The organism is Streptomyces sp. bgisy159, from assembly GCF_965341775.1.
GTDB lineage: Bacteria > Actinomycetota > Actinomycetes > Streptomycetales > Streptomycetaceae > Streptomyces.
This window is the reverse complement of sequence record NZ_CBDQZH010000016.1, coordinates 128,685-150,518: the sequence shown is the minus strand read 5'-3', so window position 1 is coordinate 150,518 and position 21,834 is coordinate 128,685. Positions and strand designations below refer to the sequence as shown.

At 71.9% G+C, this 21,834-nt stretch carries 14 protein-coding genes and 2 pseudogenes; 9 read left to right on the top strand and 7 right to left on the bottom strand.

Annotated elements, in window-relative coordinates; all coding sequences use genetic code 11:
* The first annotated feature begins 361 nt into the window (after nucleotides 1–361).
* Both ACSLTV_RS18160 and ptsP read left to right on the top strand, forming a co-directional pair.
* Complete coding sequence (locus tag ACSLTV_RS18160) at nucleotides 362–811, top strand: PTS sugar transporter subunit IIA (protein WP_435612471.1); 450 nt, start codon at nucleotides 362–364, stop codon at nucleotides 809–811.
* Nucleotides 812–906: 95 nt separating this feature from the next.
* Nucleotides 907–2,577: a phosphoenolpyruvate--protein phosphotransferase gene (gene ptsP, locus ACSLTV_RS18155; protein ID WP_432157153.1), complete on the top strand. Its 1,671-nt coding sequence runs from the start codon at nucleotides 907–909 to the stop codon at nucleotides 2,575–2,577.
* Between the two features lie 123 nt (nucleotides 2,578–2,700).
* Here the strand turns inward: ptsP and ACSLTV_RS18150 are convergent, their stop codons facing one another.
* A complete protein-coding gene (locus ACSLTV_RS18150; protein ID WP_432137612.1) occupies nucleotides 2,701–3,594 on the bottom strand; it encodes a hypothetical protein in 894 nt (297 codons plus the stop codon).
* Nucleotides 3,595–3,630: 36 nt separating this feature from the next.
* Nucleotides 3,631–4,839, bottom strand: coding sequence for an MFS transporter (locus tag ACSLTV_RS18145; RefSeq protein ID WP_435612470.1), 1,209 nt, complete (start codon nucleotides 4,837–4,839; stop codon nucleotides 3,631–3,633).
* 118 nt (nucleotides 4,840–4,957) lie between these two features.
* On the opposite strand from ACSLTV_RS18145, the gene ACSLTV_RS18140 reads away from it, so the two are divergent.
* On the top strand, nucleotides 4,958–6,277 hold the full coding sequence (locus tag ACSLTV_RS18140; RefSeq protein WP_435612469.1) for an aminotransferase class I/II-fold pyridoxal phosphate-dependent enzyme: 1,320 nt from the start codon (nucleotides 4,958–4,960) through the stop codon (nucleotides 6,275–6,277).
* Nucleotides 6,278–6,283: 6 nt separating this feature from the next.
* On the opposite strand, the gene ACSLTV_RS18135 is transcribed toward ACSLTV_RS18140, so the two are convergent.
* Complete coding sequence (locus ACSLTV_RS18135) at nucleotides 6,284–8,251, bottom strand: acetoacetate--CoA ligase (RefSeq protein WP_435612468.1); 1,968 nt, start codon at nucleotides 8,249–8,251, stop codon at nucleotides 6,284–6,286.
* A 212-nt stretch (nucleotides 8,252–8,463) separates the two neighbouring features.
* Here ACSLTV_RS18135 and ACSLTV_RS18130 point away from each other — a divergent pair, with 212 nt between their 5' ends.
* Complete coding sequence (locus ACSLTV_RS18130; protein ID WP_435612467.1) at nucleotides 8,464–10,839, top strand: glycoside hydrolase family 31 protein; 2,376 nt, start codon at nucleotides 8,464–8,466, stop codon at nucleotides 10,837–10,839.
* Here the strand turns inward: ACSLTV_RS18130 and ACSLTV_RS18125 are convergent.
* A complete protein-coding gene (locus tag ACSLTV_RS18125) occupies nucleotides 10,830–11,366 on the bottom strand; it encodes an NUDIX domain-containing protein (protein ID WP_432137607.1) in 537 nt (178 codons plus the stop codon). The genes ACSLTV_RS18130 and ACSLTV_RS18125 overlap by 10 nt on opposite strands.
* Before the next feature lie 166 nt (nucleotides 11,367–11,532).
* Between ACSLTV_RS18125 and ACSLTV_RS18120 the strand changes: the two genes are divergently transcribed.
* The 5 genes and pseudogenes from ACSLTV_RS18120 (at nucleotide 11,533) to glpK (ending at nucleotide 17,072) form a co-directional block, all read left to right on the top strand.
* Nucleotides 11,533–11,958 (top strand): Zn-ribbon domain-containing OB-fold protein, encoded by a 426-nt coding sequence (locus ACSLTV_RS18120; RefSeq protein ID WP_432137618.1) that lies wholly within the window; start codon nucleotides 11,533–11,535, stop codon nucleotides 11,956–11,958.
* Nucleotides 11,955–13,145, top strand: coding sequence for a lipid-transfer protein (locus ACSLTV_RS18115; RefSeq protein ID WP_432157156.1), 1,191 nt, complete (start codon nucleotides 11,955–11,957; stop codon nucleotides 13,143–13,145). The genes ACSLTV_RS18120 and ACSLTV_RS18115 overlap by 4 nt, the downstream gene beginning before the upstream one ends.
* A 170-nt stretch (nucleotides 13,146–13,315) precedes the next feature.
* Complete coding sequence (locus tag ACSLTV_RS18110; protein WP_432137605.1) at nucleotides 13,316–14,983, top strand: GGDEF domain-containing protein; 1,668 nt, start codon at nucleotides 13,316–13,318, stop codon at nucleotides 14,981–14,983.
* A 437-nt stretch (nucleotides 14,984–15,420) separates the two neighbouring features.
* Nucleotides 15,421–15,534, top strand: a pseudogene (locus ACSLTV_RS18105) (aquaporin family protein); the annotation flags it as partial.
* Nucleotides 15,535–15,551: 17 nt separating this feature from the next.
* Nucleotides 15,552–17,072 (top strand): glycerol kinase GlpK, encoded by a 1,521-nt coding sequence (glpK, locus tag ACSLTV_RS18100; protein ID WP_435612466.1) that lies wholly within the window; start codon nucleotides 15,552–15,554, stop codon nucleotides 17,070–17,072.
* A gap of 118 nt (nucleotides 17,073–17,190) precedes the next feature.
* On the opposite strand, the gene ACSLTV_RS18095 is transcribed toward glpK, so the two are convergent.
* The 3 genes and pseudogenes from ACSLTV_RS18095 to ACSLTV_RS18085 form a co-directional block, all read right to left on the bottom strand.
* On the bottom strand, nucleotides 17,191–17,796 hold the full coding sequence (locus ACSLTV_RS18095) for a GTP-binding protein (protein WP_435612465.1): 606 nt from the start codon (nucleotides 17,794–17,796) through the stop codon (nucleotides 17,191–17,193).
* A pseudogene (locus tag ACSLTV_RS18090) lies at nucleotides 17,777–21,414 on the bottom strand (hydantoinase B/oxoprolinase family protein). The gene ACSLTV_RS18095 and the pseudogene ACSLTV_RS18090 overlap by 20 nt, the downstream one beginning before the upstream one ends.
* Before the next feature lie 24 nt (nucleotides 21,415–21,438).
* Nucleotides 21,439–21,834 (bottom strand): DUF742 domain-containing protein, encoded by a 396-nt coding sequence (locus tag ACSLTV_RS18085; protein ID WP_432137602.1) that lies wholly within the window; start codon nucleotides 21,832–21,834, stop codon nucleotides 21,439–21,441.

Below are 21,834 nucleotides of genomic sequence, written 5' to 3'. Positions count from 1 at the left end.
CGTACTCACCCTTTCGGGCTTTCCTCCGGGCGCTTCCCTTCGGTGTTTCCAACTCTATCAGCGTTTTTCCGACTCTCTGACCACTTGCCTGCGGACATGCAGGAAGCGATCCGAGAAAGGATCTGACGAGTTGGGTGCCGCTTGATCGGGACGCGTTGCCGCGTCTCTCAACCCCAAGCAGGAGTACGACTGTACACGTGGCCGCGGAGCCCGTGCAAATCGACTAGACTAGTGGTCTAGACCACGGTCGGGCCGCACATGCGGAACCGGTACTTCATATGACATACGCTGCTGCACAGTGCGCGCCGTCCGGGACTAGTAGTGACGGCCCATGTACAACTCCACCCCTGGGAGGCTTCCCATGACCACCGTGACGTCCCCGCAGGCCGGACGCGCCATCGGACTTGCCGCTGTGCCGGATCCCGTCTTCTCCGGGGCCATGGTCGGCCCGGGTACCGCCATCGACCCGGTGCGTGAGCCTTCCGAGGCGGTCGCCCCCGTGGACGGAGTCATCGTCTCCCTCCACCCGCACGCCTTCGTCGTCGTCGACAGCGAGGGGCACGGCGTGCTCACCCACCTCGGAATCGACACCGTGCAGCTCAACGGCGAGGGCTTCGAGGTCCTCGTGAAGAAGGGGGACACGGTCACCCGCGGCCAGGCCGTGGTGCGCTGGGACCCGGCCGCCGTCGAGGCCGCCGGCAAGTCCCCGGTCTGTCCCGTCGTGGCCCTCGAAGCCACGGCCGACTCCCTCAGCGGCCTCCGCGACACCGGCGATGTGAAGGCCGGCGACGAGCTCTTTTCCTGGCAGTGACGTTCTTCCCGGCAGCGATGCCGACGCCGTCGAGGACGGCAAGTAGCACAACCACCGCGGCGGCGGGGCCCGCCGCACTATCGGAGACGGGTGAGATGGAGACAACGCTGCGAGGCGTCGGTGTGAGCCACGGTGTGGCGATCGGCGAGATTCGGCACATGGGAACGGCGGTGCTCGAGCCGCCGGCCAAGCAGATACCGGCGGACGAGGCGGAGCGCGAACAGGGGCGCGCTCGTCAGGCCGTGGACGCTGTGGCCGCCGACCTGATGGCGCGCGGCAATCTGGCGGGCGGTGAGGCACAGGCAGTGCTCGAAGCCCAGGCCATGATGGCGCAGGACCCGGAGCTGATGGCGGACGTCGACCGTCGGATCGCTGTGGGCAGTACCGCTGAGCGAGCCGTGTACGACGCGTTTGCCGCCTACCGCGAGCTGCTGGCGAGTGCCGGTGAGTACCTGGCCGGCCGGGTGGCCGACCTCGACGACGTGCGAAACCGTATCGTCGCCCGGCTTCTCGGGGTCCCCATGCCGGGCGTCCCGGACAGCGACGAGCCGTACGTCCTGGTGGCTCGGGACCTCGCGCCGGCCGACACCGCGCTGCTGGATCCGACGCTGGTGCTCGGGTTCGTCACCGAGGAGGGCGGTCCGACCAGCCACAGCGCCATCCTGGCGCGTGCGCTCGGGGTGCCCGCCGTCGTTGCGCTGCCGGGGGCCGGTGAACTCACCGAGGGCACGATGATCGCCGTGGACGGAAGCACGGGGGAGATCTTCGTGAACCCCAGCGAGGAGAAGAAGGCGCAGCTGGAGGCCGCGGCGGCCGAGCGGAAGGCGGCGCTGGCCGCCTCCACGGGGCCGGGTGTCACGGCCGACGGCCACAAGGTGCCGCTGCTGGCGAACGTGGGCGGTCCCGCGGATGTACCGGCCGCCGTCGAGGCGGGCGCGGAGGGCGTGGGTCTCTTCCGCACCGAGTTCCTGTTCCTGGACGACAGCAAGAACGCGCCGTCCGAGGAGAAGCAGGTCGAGGCCTATCGTCAGGTTCTCGAGGCGTTCCCGGAGGGCCGGGTCGTCGTGCGGGTGCTGGACGCGGGCGCGGACAAGCCGCTGGACTTCCTGACGCCGGCCGACGAGCCGAACCCGGCACTGGGTGTGCGGGGTCTGCGTACGCTGCTGGATCACCCGGATGTGCTGCGGACGCAGCTGACCGCGCTGGCGAAGGCCGCTGAGGGCCTACCGGTCTACCTGGAGGTCATGGCCCCGATGGTGGCGGACCGAGCGGACGCCAGGGCGTTCGCCGACGCCTGTCGGGCGGCCGGGCTGCGGGCGAAGTTCGGGGCGATGGTGGAGATCCCGTCCGCCGCGCTGCGGGCTCGTTCCATCCTGCAGGAGGTGGAGTTCCTGTCCCTGGGCACGAACGACCTCGCGCAGTACACCTTCGCCGCCGACCGCCAGGTGGGTGCGGTGTCCCGGCTGCAGGATCCGTGGCAGCCCGCGCTGCTCGACCTGGTCGCGCTCTCGGCTGAGGCGGCCAAGGCCGAGGGCAAGAGCTGTGGCGTCTGCGGTGAGGCGGCGTCCGACCCGCTGCTGGCATGTGTGCTGGCGGGTCTGGGTGTCACCTCCCTGTCGATGGGGGCGGCGTCGATTCCGTATGTGCGGGCGACGCTGGCCAAGTACACGCTCGCGCAGTGTGAGCGTGCCGCGGCGGCCGCGCGGGCGGCGGACAGTGCCGACGAGGCACGCAGCGCCGCGCAGGCGGTGCTGTCCGGCGAGTAGCCGGTTCGCCGACGGTGCTCGGCGGGGGTGAGGGGCGTCCCGGACGACGGGACGCCCCTTCCTCGTCTCTCCCCTTTCCCGGCCTTCGCTGCCCTTGCTGTGCTTGCTCTCCTTGGTGTCCGGTCAGTGGTGGTGGCCGAGTGCGGCATCCTCCTCTCCCAGGTCCGGGGGTGCGCAGTAGTCCACGTCGGATTCGGGTGCGACGAGGTCTCCGGACTCGACGTCGGTGCAGTAGGCGTCGAAGACCTCGCCGGCGGTGAGGGGTTCGAGGGAGCCGTTCCGGACCCGCCAGCCGTAGACCCGGTCGGGGCCTTCGGGTGTGGTGGTCCGCATGACGAGTCCGCCTGGGCTGTGGGTGGCCAGGCCGACGGCCAGGACGGTGGTGAATTCGAGGGCCTCCGCCTCGTCGAGCCGGGTGGTTCCCTCGGGTGTCCGGTCGGCGTGAAGGACGGCTACGAGGGTTTCGGGGGCTCCCTTGACGCTGCAGACGAGGTGGCGGTTGCCCGGTGCGGCGGTGTCGAGGATGCGCAGCAAGAGCTGCGAGGCGTGGGCGAAGGCCGCACGGCCGATGTCCTCGCCGCAGGATGAGCAGGCGCCGAGGCGGGCCAGGAGTGTTGCGGCATACTCCCAGGTGGCCTGGCGGACGGCTTCGTCGACCAGGGTCGGGACGAGGTCGGCCAGCGGCTGTCCCTCGTAGGGGACCGTCGGGCCGGTGGCGGCGAGTTCGGCGGTGAAGCGGGAGCGGTTCGCGGGGACATCGGGGTCGAGGCCGTGTTCCGCGCAGTACTCGGCGTACTCGACCGGGTCGAAGAGGGCCACGGTGGTGTGGTTGCCCTGGAGGGCGCGGGTCTTGAGAAGGGCCTCGACCTGGTTCAGGTACGTGGTGTGGTCGTCGAAGGTGAAACTGCGGTAGCGCCGCATGGCGCGGAAGTCGTGTTCGTCCGTGAGCAGGCCGATGGTGCCTGCGATCTCTCGGCGCAGGACGCGTCGCATGGTCTGGTCGTCGGTGTACGCCATGATTCCTCCCCCTCGGCGCTCGGTGAGCGCAGTCGATCAATGCTCACTCAAAGTAACCGGCGGCACTGACAATCGCTCCGCCGCGAGGCGCTCTCGGACTACTCGGTGCTGCAAGACGCAGGTCAGGGCGATGGCGCTGCCGAAAGCGGTCCATCCGAGGGGACCGACGGCAATGGCCGTGGTCACGACGAGTGGTCCGACGCTGCGCTGGGCGGATTGGGCGAGCCCGTGCACGCCGAGGTAGGCGCCCTGCGCGGAGTCGGGGGCGAGCGCGAGCGAGAGTTCCCACGAGGCGGTGGCGTGGAGCATCTCGGCCGCGGTGAAGAACACGGCCGCGGCGGTGAGCAGTGCCGTGGCCGTGAGGGTTCCGCCGGTGGCCGACAGGGCCATGGTCGTCCCTCCGAGGGCGAAGGCGGCCGCGAGCGGGAGGAGGAGGGTGCGAGCGGCGGCTGTGGTGGCGCCGAATCGTGAGAGCGGTATCTGCAGGGCGATGACGAGGGCGTTGTTGAGGACCAGGAGAAGCGGGGCGAGACCGTGGGGGGCGGTTTCGACGTGGGCGATCCACAGGGGCAGACCGACCTTGAAGACGGCGTCGTGGAGGCTGAGCGCGGTCTCCGCGGCGACGTAGGCGAGGTAGGTGCGGTCGCGCCAGGGGTTGGCGGTGCGGGGTGTGGGCGCGGTGTCTGCCGAGCCGGTGATGCGCCGGGTGGTGGACCGGGGTTCGGTGCAGCGGAGGGTGAGGAGGGCGCAGGCGACGAAGGACAGGGCGTCGCCGGTGAGGAGCCACCGGTACGCGGTGGTACTGCCCAGGGCCAGGGCGCCGGCAGCCACCAGGCCGCCGAGGGCCCAGCCTGCGTTGGCGACGGTGCGCTGGAGGGCTTGGTAGCGGACGCGCTCGGGGCCGGCGGCGCGGCCGGCGAAGAGTTTGGTGAGGACGTTGGCGGCTCGGTCGCCGAGGCTACCGACGGCGGAGAAGGCGAGCAGCAGGGCGAAGCGGTCGGTGGTCAGCAGGGCGAAGGAGGCAAGGGCGCGGAGCAGTTGCACCGTGATCAGGGTGGGGATCAAGGGGAAGCGGTCGGCGAGCCGGCCGCCGAGGGGTGCGCCCGCGATGCCGACACCGCCCGCCGCTGCGACGAGGGTGCCGATCTCGCCCAGGGAAAGGTGGGAGACGTAGCTGAGGTAGAGGACGGAGACGGTGGCCCACAGGCCGCTGCCGACGCGGTCGACGCACGCGACCGTGAGCATTCTGCGTCCGCTGCGCCCGCCGGGTATGCGCTTCGACCATGCGATCGTCCTCCGGATCGGTGGCACTGATTCCCCCTCCGACTTGACCGACAGTTTGTATTGATACATAGTGTGGAGCGTGGCAATACAATATGGGATCACTGGGGGGACGGCCAAGGCGATTGCCGAGTCCGTCGAACGCGGCGTGGCCGAAGGAGCATTGGCACCGGGCGCGGCACTGCCCCCGGTGCGGCGACTGGCGGACCAGCTGGGCGTGAGTCCGGGTACGGTCGCGACCGCCTACAAGGAACTGCGGCGACGAGGCATCGTGGTGACACGCGGACGCGGAGGCACCGTGGTGGCGGCGGCGCCGGCCGTCGGTTCACGTCGGCCGCCGAAGGTTCCGGCAGGGCTCCGCGATCTGGCCGGCGGCCATCCGGATCCGGCACTCCTGCCCGCGTTGGTCCCTCCCGGGCGGCTCTCCCCCGGTGCCCGCTCGCACCGGTCGGCGCCGCGGCTGGCCCGGCTGGAGGACGAGGTACGCGCGTGGCTGGGCACGGACGGCGTACCCACGGAACAGGTGACGTTCGCACACGGAGCGCTCGATCTGGTGGGGCGACTGCTCTCCGTGGAGCTACGGCCGGGTGACTCCGTGGCGATGGAGGATCCGGGATACCACCATCTGCTGGACCTGGTCGCGGCGCTCGGTCTGCGTGCCGTGCCGGTGGCCGTGGACGACGAGGGCGTACGGCCCGACGCGCTGCTAGAGGCGCTGCACGGCGGGGTGCGCGCCGTGCTGTGCAGCCCGCGGGCGCAGAATCCCTACGGCGGGTGTTTCTCCGTGGAGCGCCGGGACGCGCTGGTGGACGTCCTCGCGGACGGGCCAGAGGTGCTGGTCGTCGAGAACGATCACGCATCGGCCGTGGCGGACGCGCCGCTGCGAACACTGACCGCGAGCGGCCTCACCCGCTGGGTGCACGTGCGCACGGTGAGCAAGTTCCTGGGGACCGACCTGAGGTGGGCGGCCGCGGCCTGCGACCCGACGACGCTGGCCCGGCACGACGGCCGGCTGCTGCTGACGTCGGGCTGGGTCAGCCATCTGCTGCAGGAGACCGTCCACGGGCTGCTGACGGACGTCGGCACGCAAGGGTTGGTGGCACGCGCGCGTGAGACGTACGGCGTGCGCAGAGCCGCGCTGCTCCGGGAGCTGGCCGGGCGAGGGATCGCGGCACACGGGGCGAGCGGCCTCAACGTGTGGGTGCCCGTGCGTGACGAGTCCGCGGTGGTGAACGGGTTGCGGTCGTACGGCTGGTGGGTCGCCGCCGGGGCGAGGTTCCGCCTGGCGGCGGGGCCAGGCGTGCGGATCTCCGTGGCTGAGCTGGAGCCGGCCGACGCGGCACGGCTGGCCTCGGACTTCGCCGCCGTGCTCGGCGAGTCCGAGGCCACCTACGGCGGCTGACGCCGCTCAGGCGCGCTTGCGGGCGAGGTCCTCGTAGAAGTGCAGCAGGTCGAGGTTGTCGATGGAGCCGGGATTGACCGCCTTCTCCAGCGGGGCTCCCTGGAGGAGGCGTTTCACCGGGACCTCGATGCGTTTGCCGGTGAGGGTGTGGGGAACACCGGGCACCTCGATGATCTCATCGGGTACGTGACGCGGTGAGAGTTGCTCACGGATGCTCCGCTTGACGCGGTCCAGCAGGTCCTCATCAAGGACGGCGCCGGGCGCCAGGTGGACGAACAGCGGCATCCAGTAGCCGCCGTCGGGCCGTTCCACGCCGATGACCAGGGATTCCCTGATCTCGGGGAGGCGCTCGACGACCTCATAGATGTCCGCGGACCCCATCCGCACGCCCTGGCGGTTGAGGGTGGAGTCGGAGCGGCCGTGGATGATCACGGAGCCGCGTGAGGTGACGGTGATCCAGTCGCCGTGCCGCCACACGCCGGGGTACGTGTCGAAGTAGCTGTCGTGGTAGCGGCTTCCGTCGGGGTCGTTCCAGAAGCGGACCGGCATGGACGGCATGGGGTTGGTGACGACGAGCTCGCCGACCTCGTCGACGACGGGCCGACCGCTCGGGTCCCAGGACTGCAGGTCCGTGCCGAGGCCGGGGGCCTGGAGCTCGCCGGTGTACACGGGGAGGGTGGGGACGGCTCCGGCGAAGCAGGAGCAGACGTCCGTGCCGCCGCTGACGGAGGCGATCCACAGGTCGTCGCGGACCTCGTCGTGCAGCCAGCGGAAGCCGTCGGGGGGCAGCGGCGAGCCGGTGGTGGCCACGCACCGCACGCGGCTCAGGTCGAAGTCGCGCGCCGGGTGGACGCCGGCCTTGCGGCAGGCCATGACGTACGCCGCCGAGGTTCCGAAGAGGGTGGCGCCGGTGCGCTCGGCGACGCGCCACTGGGCGCCGGTGTCGGGGTAGCCGGGGCTGCCGTCGTAGAGGACGATCGTGGTGCCCGTCAGCAGACCGGAGACGAGGAAGTTCCACATCATCCAGCCGGTCGAGGTGTACCAGAAGAAGCGGTCCTCGGGGCCGAGGTCGCAGTGCAGGCCGATCTGCTTGAGGTGTTCGACGAGGATGCCGCCCTGCGACTGCACGATGGCCTTCGGCAGACCGGTGGTGCCCGACGAGTACAGCACCCACAGGGGGTGTGCGAAGGGCACCTGCTCGAAGACCGGATCGGTGTCGGCGCTCGTCAAGGCGGACCACTCCAGGGCACCCTCGGGCGCCTCCGTGCCCAGCAGCGGGATGTGGACCACGGCGCGCAGGGTCGGCAGTTCGCGGCGCAGCTCGGCGACGGTGGCGCGCCGGTCGTGTTCCTTGCCGCCGTAGCGGTAGCCGTCGACGGTGAACAGAACGACCGGCTCCACCTGCTGGAAGCGGTCCAGGACGCTCCGGGCACCGAAGTCGGGGGCGCAGGACGTCCAGACGCCGCCCACGGCGGCCGTGGCGAGCAGGGCGACCACGGCCTGCGGGACGTTCGGGAGGTAGCCGCTGATCCGGTCGCCCGGACGGACGCCCAGGGCACGCAGTTCGGCGGCGAGAGAACCGACCTGTCGGCGCAGTTCGGACCAGGTCACCTGGCGCGGCTCATGGGTCTCGTCCACATGAAGCAGGGCAGGTTCGTCCGCGCGGGTCGCCGCGGCGCGCAGGGCGTGCTCGGCGTAGTTCAGCGTCGCCCCGGGGAACCACTCGGCGCCCGGCATGGCGCGGTCGCCGAGTACGCGCGCGTAGGGGGTGGAGAAACGGACGTCGAACCACTCCGTGACGGCCGTCCAGAACGTCTCCAGCTCGTCGACGGACCAGCGGTGCAGGGCAGGGTAGCCTCCCTCGGCGGGGGCGCCGTGGCGCTGGGCGGCCCAGGCCTGGAACCTGGTGATCTGTGCCCCCGCGATGCGCCGCGGATCGGGCTGCCAGAGCGGCTGGGGGTTCTCGGTCGACATGGGCGGCTCCCGGACTGTGCGCGTCGTGTGCGTCACCCGCGCACGTGCAGGGGTGTGCGCGTGACGCGGCTGACACGGACGATGCCATGTGATCGACTTCTACACCAGGGTGCGCTCCACATAGTCCATGTCGCAAAGATGTGGTGCCGGCACGGGTGAACGGCAGTTGAACGACACCCGCGGGGGGCACGGGCAATGGCAGGGTGATCAGCATGGACGGTCGTGACCTGGTGCGTTCGGTGAAGACATGGGGTGCCGTCGGAACGGCACAGGGGTTGCGGACCGTACGTGCCGCGTGGCGCCGCCGCCGCGCGGACGCCGCCGCGTCGGCCTCGCGCGGTGCCGTGCGGGCGCGGGTGCCCGGGCCGATGCGCGAGGTGGAGCCCGGGCCGGGCGGTGGGGTCGTCCGGTTCAGCCGCTCCGAGCTGCGGATCGTCGTCGCGGTGAACGGTGCCGTGTTCTGGGGCTGGGACGGGGCCGGTCCCGAGCCGTCGTACGCGCTGGCGGGCGCTGCCCCGGAGCCGGACCCCCGAGCGGTGCTGGAGCCGGACAAGGACGGTGGCTGGCGGGTGGTGGCCGAGCGGGCGACGGTCACCGTCTCACGGCACGGCGCGGTCGAAGTGCTCACCCCGGGTGGGGTCCCGCTGCGCCGTGATCTGCCGCCGCGCTGGTGGGAGCCGGAGGACGGCGGTCCGGCGCGCTGGATGCAGCGCTCCGAGGTGGCAGCGGACGCGCGGTTCTTCGGTCTCGGCGGGCGGGCCTCGGGGCCGCGTCTGCGGGACGGGGTCTACCGTCTGTGGAACACCGACCAGGGGGCGGCGTTCGGGCCCGGCGACGACCCGCTGTACATCACGATGCCGGTGCAGATGGTGGTGGCCGACGCGGGCACGCACCTGGTGTTCCACGACAACAGCTGGGACGGCCGGGTGACGCTGCGGGAGGGTGAGGAGGGGGCCGGTTCCGGACACGACCGGCCCGGGACGTGCGAGCTGCGGATGGAGGGCGGTCCGCTGCGCTGCTGGGTGGTGGTGGGGACCCCCGCGCGCGTACTGCTCACCTGGGCGTCGCTGACCGGACCGCCCGCGCTGCCGCCTGCCTGGGCGCTGGGGCACCACCACGCGCGATGGGGCTTCGGCAGCGAGAACGAGGTCCGGCGGATCGTCGACGGGTACCGTGCGCACGGCCTGCCGCTGGACGCCGTCCACCTGGACATCGATCACTACGACGAGCACCAGGTGTTCACCGTCGACCAGAACCGGTTCCCGACGCTGCCGGGCTTCGCCGAGGAGTTGCGGCGGGCCGGGATCCGGCTGGTGTCCATCGTGGATCCCGCCGTGAAGGCCGCGCCGGGGAACGAGGTGTACGACAGCGGGACGGCCGAGGACGCGTTCGTGCGGGACGCGTCGGGCCGGCCGTTCAGGGGGGTGGTGTGGCCCGGCGAGTCGGTGTTCCCGGACTTCACGCACCCGCGCGTGCGCGCGTGGTGGGGTGAACTCTACAAAGAGCGCCTGGCTCAGGGGTTCGCCGGTTTCTGGCACGACATGAACGAGCCGACGTCGTTCGCCGCGTTCGGCGAGACGACGCTGCCGCGCTCGGCCCGGCACGCGCTGGAGGAGCGGGGCGGCGACCACCTCGAGGCGCACAACGTGTACGCCCTGTGCATGGCGCGGGCGGGCTACGAGGGCGTGCGCGGGCTGCTCCCCGAGGAGCGTCCGTTCCTGTTCTCCCGCTCCGGATGGGCGGGCATGCAGCGCTACGGCGGGACCTGGTCCGGCGACGTGGCCACCGGCTGGCCGGGGCTGCGGGCGTCGTTGGCGCTCGTCCTGGGTCTGGGGTTGTGCGGGGTGCCGTACTCGGGGCCGGACGTCGGGGGGTTCGACGGGACCCCGTCGCCGGAGCTGTACCTGCGCTGGTTCCAGATGGCCGCATACCTGCCCCTGTTCCGTACGCATGCCAGTCTGCGGGCGGGCCGCAGGGAACCCTGGGAGTTCGGCGCCCAGGTGCTGGAGCACGCGCGCGCGGCGCTCGTCGAGCGGCGTCGGCTGCTGCCGTACTTCGTGACGCTGGCGCATCTGGCGCGGCGCACCGGGACGCCTTATGTACGGCCGGTGTGGTGGGGCGCGCCCGAGGACCGGGTGCTCCGCGACTGTGCGGACGCCTTCCTGCTCGGTGACTGCCTGCTGGTGGCGCCGGTGCTGGATCCGGGCGCGGACCGGCGGGTGGTGCAGTTGCCCCGGGGGCTGTGGTACGACACGGCGACGGAGCGGACGTACGAGGGGCCGGGGCAGGTGCTGATCGACGCGCCCTTGTCGCGGATTCCGGTGTTCGCGCGCGCGGGCGCCGTCCTTCCGGTCCGCGGGGAGGACGGGCCGGCGCTGGAGGTATGGGCACCGGCCCGGGGACGGACAGGCGGCGGCCTGGTCGTGCAGGACGTGGGCGACGGCTGGGCCGAGCCGGAGATCGAGCGGTACGTCGCCCGCTGGGAGGGCCGGGAACTCGTCGTCGAGCGGGAGGGCGAGGACGGCGTGCGGGAGCCGTCCCGCCCGGTTCGGGTACGAGGACTGGGCTGCCTCCGGAATCAGACGTAGCGGCCGTCGAAGAACGCCCGCACGGCGTGGGAGTGCAGGGGGAAGGCGAGTTCCTCGGGCCTGCGCAGGAGGTGCCAGCCCTCGGTCTCGTCGGTGGCGGCCGAGTCCGGCAGGCGGTCGGCAGGCCGCTCGGGCAGCAGCCCGAAGAGCAGCAGATGCCCGTCGGGCGAGCTCATCGCGTCCGCGAGCCGTACGTCACGGCTCGCCGCGTCGATGCCGGTCTCCTCCTTGAGTTCGCGCACGACGGCCTGGCGCCAGTCCTCACGGTCGTCGATGTAGCCGCCGGGGAGTGCGGTGCCCCCGCGCGCGGGTTCGACGGTGCGGGTGATGACGACCAGGGCTGTGCCCTGGGTGTCGTACACGGGCTGGAGGGCGATCGCGACCGGCAGCGGGTTGCGGTAGGCGACCGTGGTGCAGGCGGGGCAGGTGCGGGGCCATCCATCGACGCCCTCCCCGTAGGGCGCTCCGCAGCTCGAACAATGCGAGTTCCGTGCGGAGTTCGAAGTGGTGTGCTGAGTATCGGACACGCGGCGGACTGTATCCGATCGCGACGGGGGCTCTCACCGCGCCGGTCCCACCGTGTCGGTCCGATCCCCCGCACGGGCCCTGCCCATTTCGCGGGGCGCATGGCAGACTCCTGACGCACCGTCAGGATCTGCCCCGGGAGGCACGTTGTCGCGCACACGGAAACCGGTGGTCGAGGGATGGTTCACGGGGGACGGCGAGGACTTCGCGTTGCTCGGGACGCGGTGCTCGGCGTGCGGATCGGTCTTCTTCCCCCGCGAGGACGGCCACTGCCGCAATCCCCGGTGTTCGGGCGGCGAATTGACGGAGGCACGCCTGTCGCGACGCGGACGTGTCTGGTCGTTCACCGACAGCCGATACCGGCCGCCGTCACCCTATGTGACGAATCCGGAACTTCCGTGGAAGCCGTGCGCGTTGATCGCGGTGGAGCTGGCCGCCGAGCGGATGGTGGTGCTCGGGCAGGCGGCTCCCGGGGTCACCGTCGCCGATCTGACGGTGGGCATGGAGGTGGAGGCCGTACCGGGCGTGCTGCACGAGGACCCGGAGACGGCCTGGACGACCTGGCACTGGCGGCCGACGGGGGCGAGGACATGACGGCAGAGGTTGCGGTGCTCGGCGCGGGGATGCACCCGTGGGGCAAGTGGGGGCGCCCGTTCGTCGCGTACGGAGTGGCGGCGGCGCGCGCCGCTCTGGCCGACGCGGGGGTGGAGTGGCGGGAGGTCGGTTCGATCGTGGGCGCGGACACGGTGCGCGGCGGCTACCCCGGGTATGTGGCCGGGGCGACCTTCGCCAAGGCGCTGGGCTGGCAGGGCGCCCGGGTCACGAGCGTGTACGCGGCGTGCGCGTCGGGCGCCCAGGCCATCGACGCGGCGCGGGCGCAGATCCTGGCCGGTCGCGCGGACGTCGTGCTGGTGGTGGGCGCCGACGCGGCACCCAAGGGGTTCTTCCGCCCTGCGGGCGGGGACCGGCCGGACGATCCCGACTGGTTGCGGTTCCGGATCCTCGGGGCCACCAATCCGACGTATTTCGCGCTGTACGCGCGCCGGCGCATGGCCGTGCACGGTGACACCGTCCAGGACTTCGCGAGGGTCAAGGTCAAGAACTCCGTCATGGGGGCGCTGAATCCGTATGCGCGCTACCGCGCGCGGGTCACCGAGGAGGAGGTGGCCGCCTCCGCGGTGGTCGCCGACCCGCTGCGCCTGCTGGACATCTGTGCCACCTCGGACGGCGGTGCGGCGCTGGTGCTGTCCAGCATGGAGTTCGCGCGTCGGCAAGGACAGGCGCGTCCGGTGCGGATCCGGGCGGTGTCCACGGTGACGCCGCGCTATCCGGCCACCGTGCTGGATCTGCCCGACATCGCGACCGACTCCGCGGTGGCGGTCGAACCGGACGGCGAGACGTTCCGGGCATCGATCGCCCGAGCGGCCTACGAGGAGGCCGGCGTCGACCCCTCGGATCTGTCCCTCGCGGAGGTGTACGACCTGTCCACCGCCCTGGAACTGCAGTGGTACGAGGACCTGGGGCTGTGCGGCGCGGGCCAGGGCGCCAAACTGCTCGCGGAGGGCGCGACGGCCGTGGGCGGGCGGATCCCGGTGAACGCGAGCGGGGGGCTGGCGTCGTTCGGGGAAGCGGTGCCCGCTCAGGCCATCGCGCAGGTCTGCGAGGTCACCTGGCAGTTGAGAGGGCAGGCCGGTGAGCGCCAGATACCGCGGGCGCGCGTGGGAATCACGGCCAACCAGGGTCTGTTCGGGCACGGGTCGGCGGTGCTCGTCGCGCGCTGAGCCGCGGGTGCGTCGACGAGGTCCCCGACCGAGCCAGCCAGGAAGACGCGGAAGTCGGGCCGCGGGGGCGCCACCCCGGGCACGCCCACTCTCCGTGATCAGTCGAAAATCCTGCGTGAACGTCTCATGAACTGCGCCTGGGCACACCCCGGCGGCGCCATCATGCTCCCGTGCACTCCTGGACGGATACTCTCCGCTTCGCCTTCCAGCCGGTGGTCAACCTGGCCACCGGCGGGGTGGCCGGGCTGGAACTCCTCGCCCGCCCGGAGACCGGCGACATCCTTGCGCAGGCCCGCCGGGATCCCGAACTGGACGGGCGGCTGGCCGTGTCGGCCGTGCGTGCGGCGGCCCGCAAGGAGACGTTGCTGCCCCTGCAGATCAACGTGTTCGCCGGCACCCTCGCGGACCTGGGCGGCCTGCCCTCGCTGCACGACGCCGTGCGCGAGGCCGGGCGGCTGCCGTGGGAGGTGTCGCTGGACATCGCGCCGCCGTACACCCATGTGCCCCGGCCCGCGCTGCTGGACGCGGTGGGCGTGCTGCGGGAGCAGGGATTCCGGATCAGCGCGGACGGGGTGGGCGACGGGGACGTGCCGCTGAGGCTGCTCGTGGACCTGGCGCCGGATCTGGTGAAGCTCGACGCGTCACTGCTCGACCGGCCGGCCGCGGTCCGCGCGATGCGGACGTGGTGCGACGAGTTGGGCGCGCTCCTGGCGGTCGAGGGAGTGGAGACCGAGCGGCAGTGCGCGGTCGCGGTGGCAGCGGGGGCCCAGCTGGCCCAGGGCGAGCTGTTCGCGCCGCCGGCCCGGTTGCCCGCGGCGGACGTATACCTTCCGCCGCGCTCTGCGGCGGCCGCGCGGGCGCCGCGTCAGGGGCCGTCGGTCCGGGAGTTCCTCCGGCCTGCCGCGCTGCTGCCGGTCACCGCGTCGGCGGGTCAGGTACGGGCACTGCTGACCGGCTCGCCCGAGGTGTCCGGGGTACTGCTGGTGGACCGGGTGGGGGCGCCGGTGCGCTCGCTGCACCGGTCCCGCTTCCTGCTGACCATGTCCGGTCGGTACGGGCACGCGCTCTACGCCGACCGGCCCGCGGCCAGGCTGGGCGATCCCCCGCGCACCGTGGGCGTCGACGCCACCGCCTGGGAGGTGCTGGACGTGATCGCGGTCGGCGACCGGGACCGCACCTCGGACGACGTGGCCGTCGTCGACCGGCACGGTCGGTGTGTGGGCGTCGTACGGTTCGCCGATCTCGTCCGGGCGCTGTCCGAGACCCGGGTCGAGGAGGCGGTGGGGCTGAATCCGCTGACCCGGCTGCCCGGCTCGGACGCGATCACCGCGGACGTGGACCGGCGGATCGCCGACGGCCGGGCGTTCACTCTCAGCTGGCTGGATGTAGACCACTTCAAGCAGGTCAACGACGGCGCCGGGTTCGCGGCGGGAGACGGGTTGATCCGGGCGGTGGGGCGGGCCCTGCACGGTGCGGCGGTCAAGGAGCGGCACGGCGGTGTCCGGGTCGGGCACATCGGCGGCGACGACTTCCTGGTCCTGACGGATCCGGAACGCCTGGACACGGTGGCGGCCGCGGTGCTGGACGCGCCTTGGTCGGCGGGCGGGCGTCCGGTGACCTTGTCGCTGGCCACGGTGGTGTGCCCGCCGGGCGGTGTCACCGGCCACGAGCAGGCCGCCGCGTGGCTGGCGCCGCTCAAGAAGGAGGCCAAGTCGCTGCGCGGGCCGAGCTGGGTGGTGGGCCGCGCGGGCCTGCCCGGCTACGAGATCCGCCGCGGCTCCGCACAGGAGCCGGACGCCGGGGCACCGAGGGTGGGGGCGGAGCCGGGCGCGAGGTGACGACCGACTGAAGGCCTGCGCGTCGACCGCCGCGGAGCCCGGGCCCGAGTGCCGTGGACCGCGTACGCACCGGCAGATGTGTCACGGCACCCCGCGCGTGCGGGCGGAATGCCTCGAATCACTGTCTCCCGTCGAGGCGTTGGACGTGCAGGCCTCGCGCCCAACCGTTGCCGTCCGCCTCCTTGACGCTCTCCGGGCGCCGGTGAACACTTCCCGGTGTCAGCCGACATCGCCGTACATTCTCGGCGGATCCAGGCGCGCCGAGGGCTTCCCTATCCACGGCCCCTCCACGCCGGGCGATTCGGCCGCGACGCACGCTCGTCACGGAGGCCGGGCGGGGCGCGGGACCTACCGTCCCGGCCGCGGCGGCCACGGCAAGCCGCACCCTGCACGCAGCGCCGGGGTCGAAGTGCCCAGCGCCCGGCCCAGGAGCCGCCATGAGCAACGGGGACATCTTCGTCGGGGAGATCATCGGCACCGCGATCGTGATCCTGTCCGGCGCGGGCGTCTGCGCCGCGCTCACCCTCAGACACCGAGCAGCCTCCGCAACCGAGCCCAAGGGGTTTCCATGACGGACACCGCCGCGCGGTACGTCGCGGCCATCGACCAGGGCACCACGTCGAGCCGCTGCATCGTCTTCGACCACGACGGCGCCGTCGTCGCCGTCGACCAGCGCGAGCACCGCCAGATCTTTCCCAGGCCAGGCTGGGTGGAGCACGACGCCACCGAGATCTGGGCGAAGGTGCGGGCGGTGCTCGCCGGGGCGACCGCCAAGGCCGGCCTGCGCGCCGACCAGATCAGCGCTCTCGGCATCACCAACCAGCGCGAGACGACGGTCCTGTGGGACCGGGCCACCGGCAAGCCCGTGCACAACGCGATCGTCTGGCAGGACACCCGGACGGCCGCGCTGTGCCGCGAACTGGGCGGCAGCGCCGGGCAGGACCGCTTCCGCGAGCGGACGGGGCTGCCGCTGGCCAGCTACTTCTCCGGTCCCAAGGCGGCCTGGCTGCTCGACCACGTTCCCGGCCTGCGTGCCCGGGCCGAGCGGGGCGAGATCGCCTTCGGCACCATCGACTCCTGGCTCATCTGGAACCTCACCGGTGGCACCGACGGCGGACGGCACGTCACCGACGTGACCAACGCCGGGCGGACCATGCTGATGAACCTGGAGACGCTCCAGTGGGACCCCTCGATCCTCTCCGCCATGAACCTGCCCGAGGCGATGCTGCCGGAGATCCGGTCCTCCGCCGAGGTGTACGGGGCTGCGGTGGGGCCGCTCCCGGGGGTTCCGGTGGCATCCGCGCTGGGCGACCAGCAGGCGGCCGTCTTCGGACAGGCCTGTTACGACGTGGGCACGGCCAAGAACACCTACGGCACGGGCAGTTTCCTGCTGCTCAACACCGGCGGCCGGCCGGTGCCGTCGAAGAACGGGCTGCTGACGACGATGGGCTACAAGATCGGGGCCGAGACCCCGGTGTACTGCCTGGAGGGATCGATCGCGATAACGGGCGCGCTGGTGCAGTGGTTCCGCGACCAGCTCGGCATCATCCGTACGGCTGACGAGATCGAGACCCTGGCGGCGAGTGTCGACGACAACGGCGGCGCCTATGTCGTGCCGGCTTTCTCGGGCCTGTTCGCGCCCTACTGGCGTTCCGACGCCCGCGGTGTCGTCACCGGGCTCACTCGCTACGTAACGAAGGCCCATCTCGCCCGCGCGGTGCTGGAGGCCACCAGTTGGCAGACCCGTGAAGTCGTGGACGCCATGTTCCAGGACTCCGGGGTGCGGATCACGGCGTTGAAGGTGGACGGCGGGATGACGAAGAACGCTCTGCTGATGCAGCATCAGGCGGACGTGCTCGGAGTGCCGGTGATCCGGCCACGCGTCTCGGAGACGACCTGCCTGGGCGCCGCCTACGCGGCGGGGCTGGCCACCGGGGTGTGGAACGGCCTGGACGAGCTGAAGGCGCACTGGCGGCGGGACGCCGAGTGGACACCGTCCATGACGGACTCGGTGCGGGAGCGCGAGTACCGCAACTGGCGCAGGGCGGTGGAGAAGAGCCTCGGCTGGGTGCAGGACGGCGAGGGCTGATCACGCGTGTGCGCGTCTACTCGTCCGCCACGCGCGCGTGGCGGACGGCCCGAGAGCCACGGCCCGTACCCCGGTCGGCGGGGGTACGGGCCGTGTCGGCCACGCGGTGGGGGGTGTCTCAGGTGGTGACGGCGGGCCGGTGTGCGGTGCCGTAGTCCATGGCATGCTGCACCACACCGACCAGGACGTCCTTGACGGACTGTCGATCGCGGGCGTCGCACAGCACCACGGGGATGTCCGCGTCGAGGTCGAGGGCCTGCCGGATGTCCTCCGCCGGATACCGGGCCGCTCCCTCGAAGCAGTTGACGCCGACGACGAAGGGGATGGAACGCCGCTCGAAGTAGTCGACGGCGGCGAAGCAGTCCTCCAGGCGGCGTGTGTCGGCGAGGACCACGGCGCCGAGCGCGCCTTCGGACAACTCGTCCCACATGAACCAGAACCGCTCCTGGCCGGGGGTACCGAAGAGGTAGAGCACCAGGTCCTCGCGCAGAGTGATACGGCCGAAGTCCATGGCGACGGTGGTGGTGTGCTTGCCCTCCACACCCGAGGTGTCGTCGACCGGGCGCCCCGCCTCGGTGAGGTACTCCTCGGTGCGCAGCGGCCGGATCTCGCTGACGGCACCGACGAGGGTGGTCTTGCCGACGCCGAAGCCGCCGGCCACCAGGATCTTGAGCGTGACGGGCTCGACCGGGGGCTTGCCGCGCTCAGAGCGCCCGAAGATCATCGATCACTTCTCCTGCTCGGTGGGGTCGGTGGGCGGAGGACCGTATCCTCCGCCGCCGGGGGTCTCGATGACGAGTACGTCGCCGGCCCGGACGTCGGCTGAACCGCAGCCTGCGAGGTCGACGACCGTGCCGTCCGCGCGTTCCACGCGGTTGGCTCCCAGCGCGCCGGGCTCGCCGCCCGCCATGCCGTACGGGGGCACTCTGCGGTGCTGGGAGAGGGTGGAGACGGTCATGGGTTCCAGGAACCGGATGCGGCGCACCGCGCCGTCCCCGCCGCGCCACCGTCCGGCTCCGCCGCTGCCGCGCCGGACGGAGAACTCCTCCAGCCGGACGGGCAGCCGCCACTCCAGCACCTCGGGGTCGGTGAGGCGGGAGTTGGTCATGTGGGTCTGGACGACGCTCGCGCCGGGGAAGCCGTCGCCCGCGCCGGACCCGGAGGCGACGGTCTCGTAGTACTGGTGGCTGGTGTTGCCGAAGGTGACGTTGTTCATGGTTCCGGAGCCCTCGGCCTGGACCCCGAGTGCGGCGTAGAGGGCTCCGGTGAGTGCCTGGGAGGTCTCGACGTTTCCGGCGACCACGGCGGCCGGCGGCACCGGTGCGAGCAGGGAGCCGGGCGGTACGACGATGTTCAGGGGGCGCAGGCAGCCGTCGTTGAGCGGGATGTCGTCGGCGACGAGGGTGCGGAAGACGTAGAGGACGGCGGCGTTGACCACCGAGAAGGGGGCGTTGAAGTTGCCGGCCACCTGCGGCGAGGTGCCGGTGAAGTCGACCGTGGCGGACCGTTCGGCGCGGTTCACGCGCACGCGTACCCGGATGACGGCGCCGGCGTCGGTCTCGTAGGCGTACTCGCCGTCGTCCAGGGCGTCGATGACGCGGCGCACGGCCTCCTCGGCATTGTCCTGGACGTGCCGCATGTAGGCCTGGACCACATCGAGTCCGAAGTGCTCGATCATGCGGCCGACCTCGTCGACGCCCTTCTGGTTGGCGGCGATCTGGGCGCGCAGGTCGGCGAGGTTGGTGTCCGGGTTGCGGGAGGGGTGGCGGGCCTCGGTGAGCAGCCGGAGGGTCTCCCTCTCGCGTAGGCGCCCGCCCTCGGTGAGCAGCCAGTTGTCGAAGAGGACGCCTTCCTCCTCGATGGTGCGGCTGTTCGCCGGCATGGAGCCGGGGGCGATGCCGCCGATCTCGGCGTGGTGGCCGCGGGAGGCGACATAGAAGAGAATCTTCCGCTCACTGTGCGTGGCGGACGGGTGCGGGGAGTCGAAGACCGGGGTGATCACGGTGACGTCCGGCAGATGGGTGCCGCCGTGGTACGGATCATTGACGGCGTAGGTGTCTCCGGGCCGCATGCTGTGGGCGCGGCGGCGGATGACCTCCTTGACGCTGGTGCCCATGGAGCCCAGGTGGACGGGGATGTGCGGGGCGTTGGCCACCAGGTTTCCGTCCGGGTCGAACAGGGCGCAGGAGAAGTCTAGGCGTTCCTTGATGTTGACCGACTGGGCCGTGGACTCCAGTCGGGCGCCCATCTGTTCGGCGATGGACATGAAGAGGTTGTTGAAGACCTCCAGTAGAACCGGATCGGCTTTCGTGTCGAGTTCGGAACTCTGCGTAACCGTCACGCGTTCCATGACCAGATGCCCCTCGTCGGTCGCCACGGCCCGCCAGCCGTCGTCGACGACGGTGGTGGCGCCGGCTTCCGCGATCATCGCGGGGCCGGTGACGGTCTCGCCGGGAGGGAGGGCCTCGCGGCGGTGGAGGGGTACCTCACGCCAGGTGCCGCCGGTGTGGAGGCGGACGGAGGCGGGGGCGGCGGGGCGGCCCCCGTACGGGGCGAGGGCAGACAGATCGGGGGGTGCGGTGATGCCGGTGGCTTCCACGGAGAGGGCCTCGACGACGACCGGACGGTCGAGGGTGAAGGAGTACGTGGCGCGGTGACGTTCCTCGAAGGCGCGGCGCATGGCGTCGGGCTCGGTCAGCTCGACGGTGAGGGTGGTGTCGGTGCCGTCGTAGCGCAGTTGGGCGCGGCGGATGACGCGGACGCGGTCGTCGGGGACGTCCTCGGCGTGGAGCTCGGCGCGGGCGGCTGCCTCCAGGTCCGCGGCGGTCTTGAGGAGACCGGGCATGGCAGTGGCTGTCAGGGGCGTCTCGGCGGACTGTTCGCGCATGGCGGTGGTGTCGGCGAGACCGATACCGAGGGCGGACAGGACGCCCGCCATGGGAGGCACGAGAACGGTGCGGATGCCGAGGGAGTCGGCGACCATGCAGGCGTGCTGTCCGCCCGCGCCCCCGAAGGTGGTGAGCGCGTAGCGGGTGACGTCGTGCCCCTTCTGCACCGAGATCCGCTTGACGGCGTTGGCGATGTTGGCGACGGCGATCCGCAGGTAGCCCTCGGCGACCTGCTCGGGGGTGCGGTCGTCACCGGTGTGCTCGCGGATCTCGCGCGCGAGGGAGGCGAAGCGTTCGCGGACGAGGGCGGCGTCGAGCGGCTGGTCTCCCCCGGGTCCGAAGACGGCCGGGAAGTGGGCGGGCTGGATGCGGCCGAGCATCACGTTGGCGTCGGTGACGGCGAGCGGGCCGCCGCCGCGGTAGCAGGTGGGGCCGGGGTCAGCTCCCGCCGAGTCCGGCCCTACGCGGTAGCGGGAGCCGTCGAAGTGGAGGACGGAGCCGCCGCCGGCGGCGACGGTGTGGATGTCCAGCATGGGAGCGCGCAGCCGAACCCCGGCGAGCTGGGTGGTGAAGACGCGTTCGTAGGCGCCGGCGAAGTGCGAGACGTCGGTGGACGTGCCGCCCATGTCGAAGCCGATGACGCGGTCGTGGCCGGCCATCTGGGACATGCGGGCCATGCCGACGATGCCGCCCGCGGGCCCCGACAGTACGGCGTCCTTGCCACGGAACTGCCCGGCCTCGGCGAGTCCGCCGTTGGACTGCATGAACATCAGCCTGACGTCGCGCAGCTCGTCGGCGACGTGCCGGACGTAGCGGCGCAGGACGGGCGACAGGTAGGCGTCGACGACGGCCGTGTCCCCGCGCGGAACGAGCTTCATCAGCGGACTGACCTCGCTGGACAGCGAGATCTGCGGGAAGCCGATGCGTTCGGCCAGGGCGCCCACGGCCTGTTCGTGGCCGGGGTGCAGATGGCTGTGCAGGCAGACCACGGCGACGGCGCGGATACCGGCGTCGTACGCCTCCTGAAGCGGGCCGGCGAGGGCGTCGAGGTCGGGGGCGCGCAGGACGGTGCCGTCGGCGGCGATCCGTTCGTCGACCTCGACGACCCGCTCGTGGAGCAGTTCGGGCAGTTCGATGCGGCGGGCGAAGATGCTCGGGCGGTTCTGGTAGGCGATGCGCGGCGCGTCGCGGAAGCCTCGGGTGATGACCAGGAGGGTGCGTTCGCCCTTGCGTTCGAGCAGCGCGTTGGTCGCGACGGTGGTGCCCATGCGGACGGCTTCGACGGGGTCCGTCGAGCCGTCCAGCAGTGCGCGCACGCCGGCGACGGCCGCGTCGGAGTACCGGGCGGGGTTCTCCGACAGCAGCTTGTGGGTCAGCAGGCGGCCGTCGGGGCGGCGCGCGACGATGTCGGTGAAGGTGCCGCCCCGGTCGACCCAGAACTGCCAGCCTGGCACGTCCTCACCCCGCTTCCGCACTGTTCACAGCGCTCGGAGGCCGTTGATCACGTCGCGCAGAATACTCTCGTCCGGCAGTTCGGCGGGTGGTACGGGCCGGTTCACATGGACGAATTCGGCGTCCACGAGATCTCCGACGAGGACCCGTACCACTCCGATGGGGAGGTCGAGGTCGGCGGCGAGTTCGGCGACCGACTGCGGGGTGTCCCGGCACAGACCGACGATGTCCAGGTGCTCCGGGGACAGCGAGGGGTCCGTGGCGGGGTCCTGCGCGTGGGGCTCGGCCACGACGACCGCGATCAGATCGAGGCGGTGCTGGGCGGCGTGACTGGTCCGGCCGCGCGTCATGGCGTACGGGCGCACGACGGGCCCGGCGTCACCGTCGAACCAGTGGCTTGTTCCCTGACCGTCTGTCCTCAT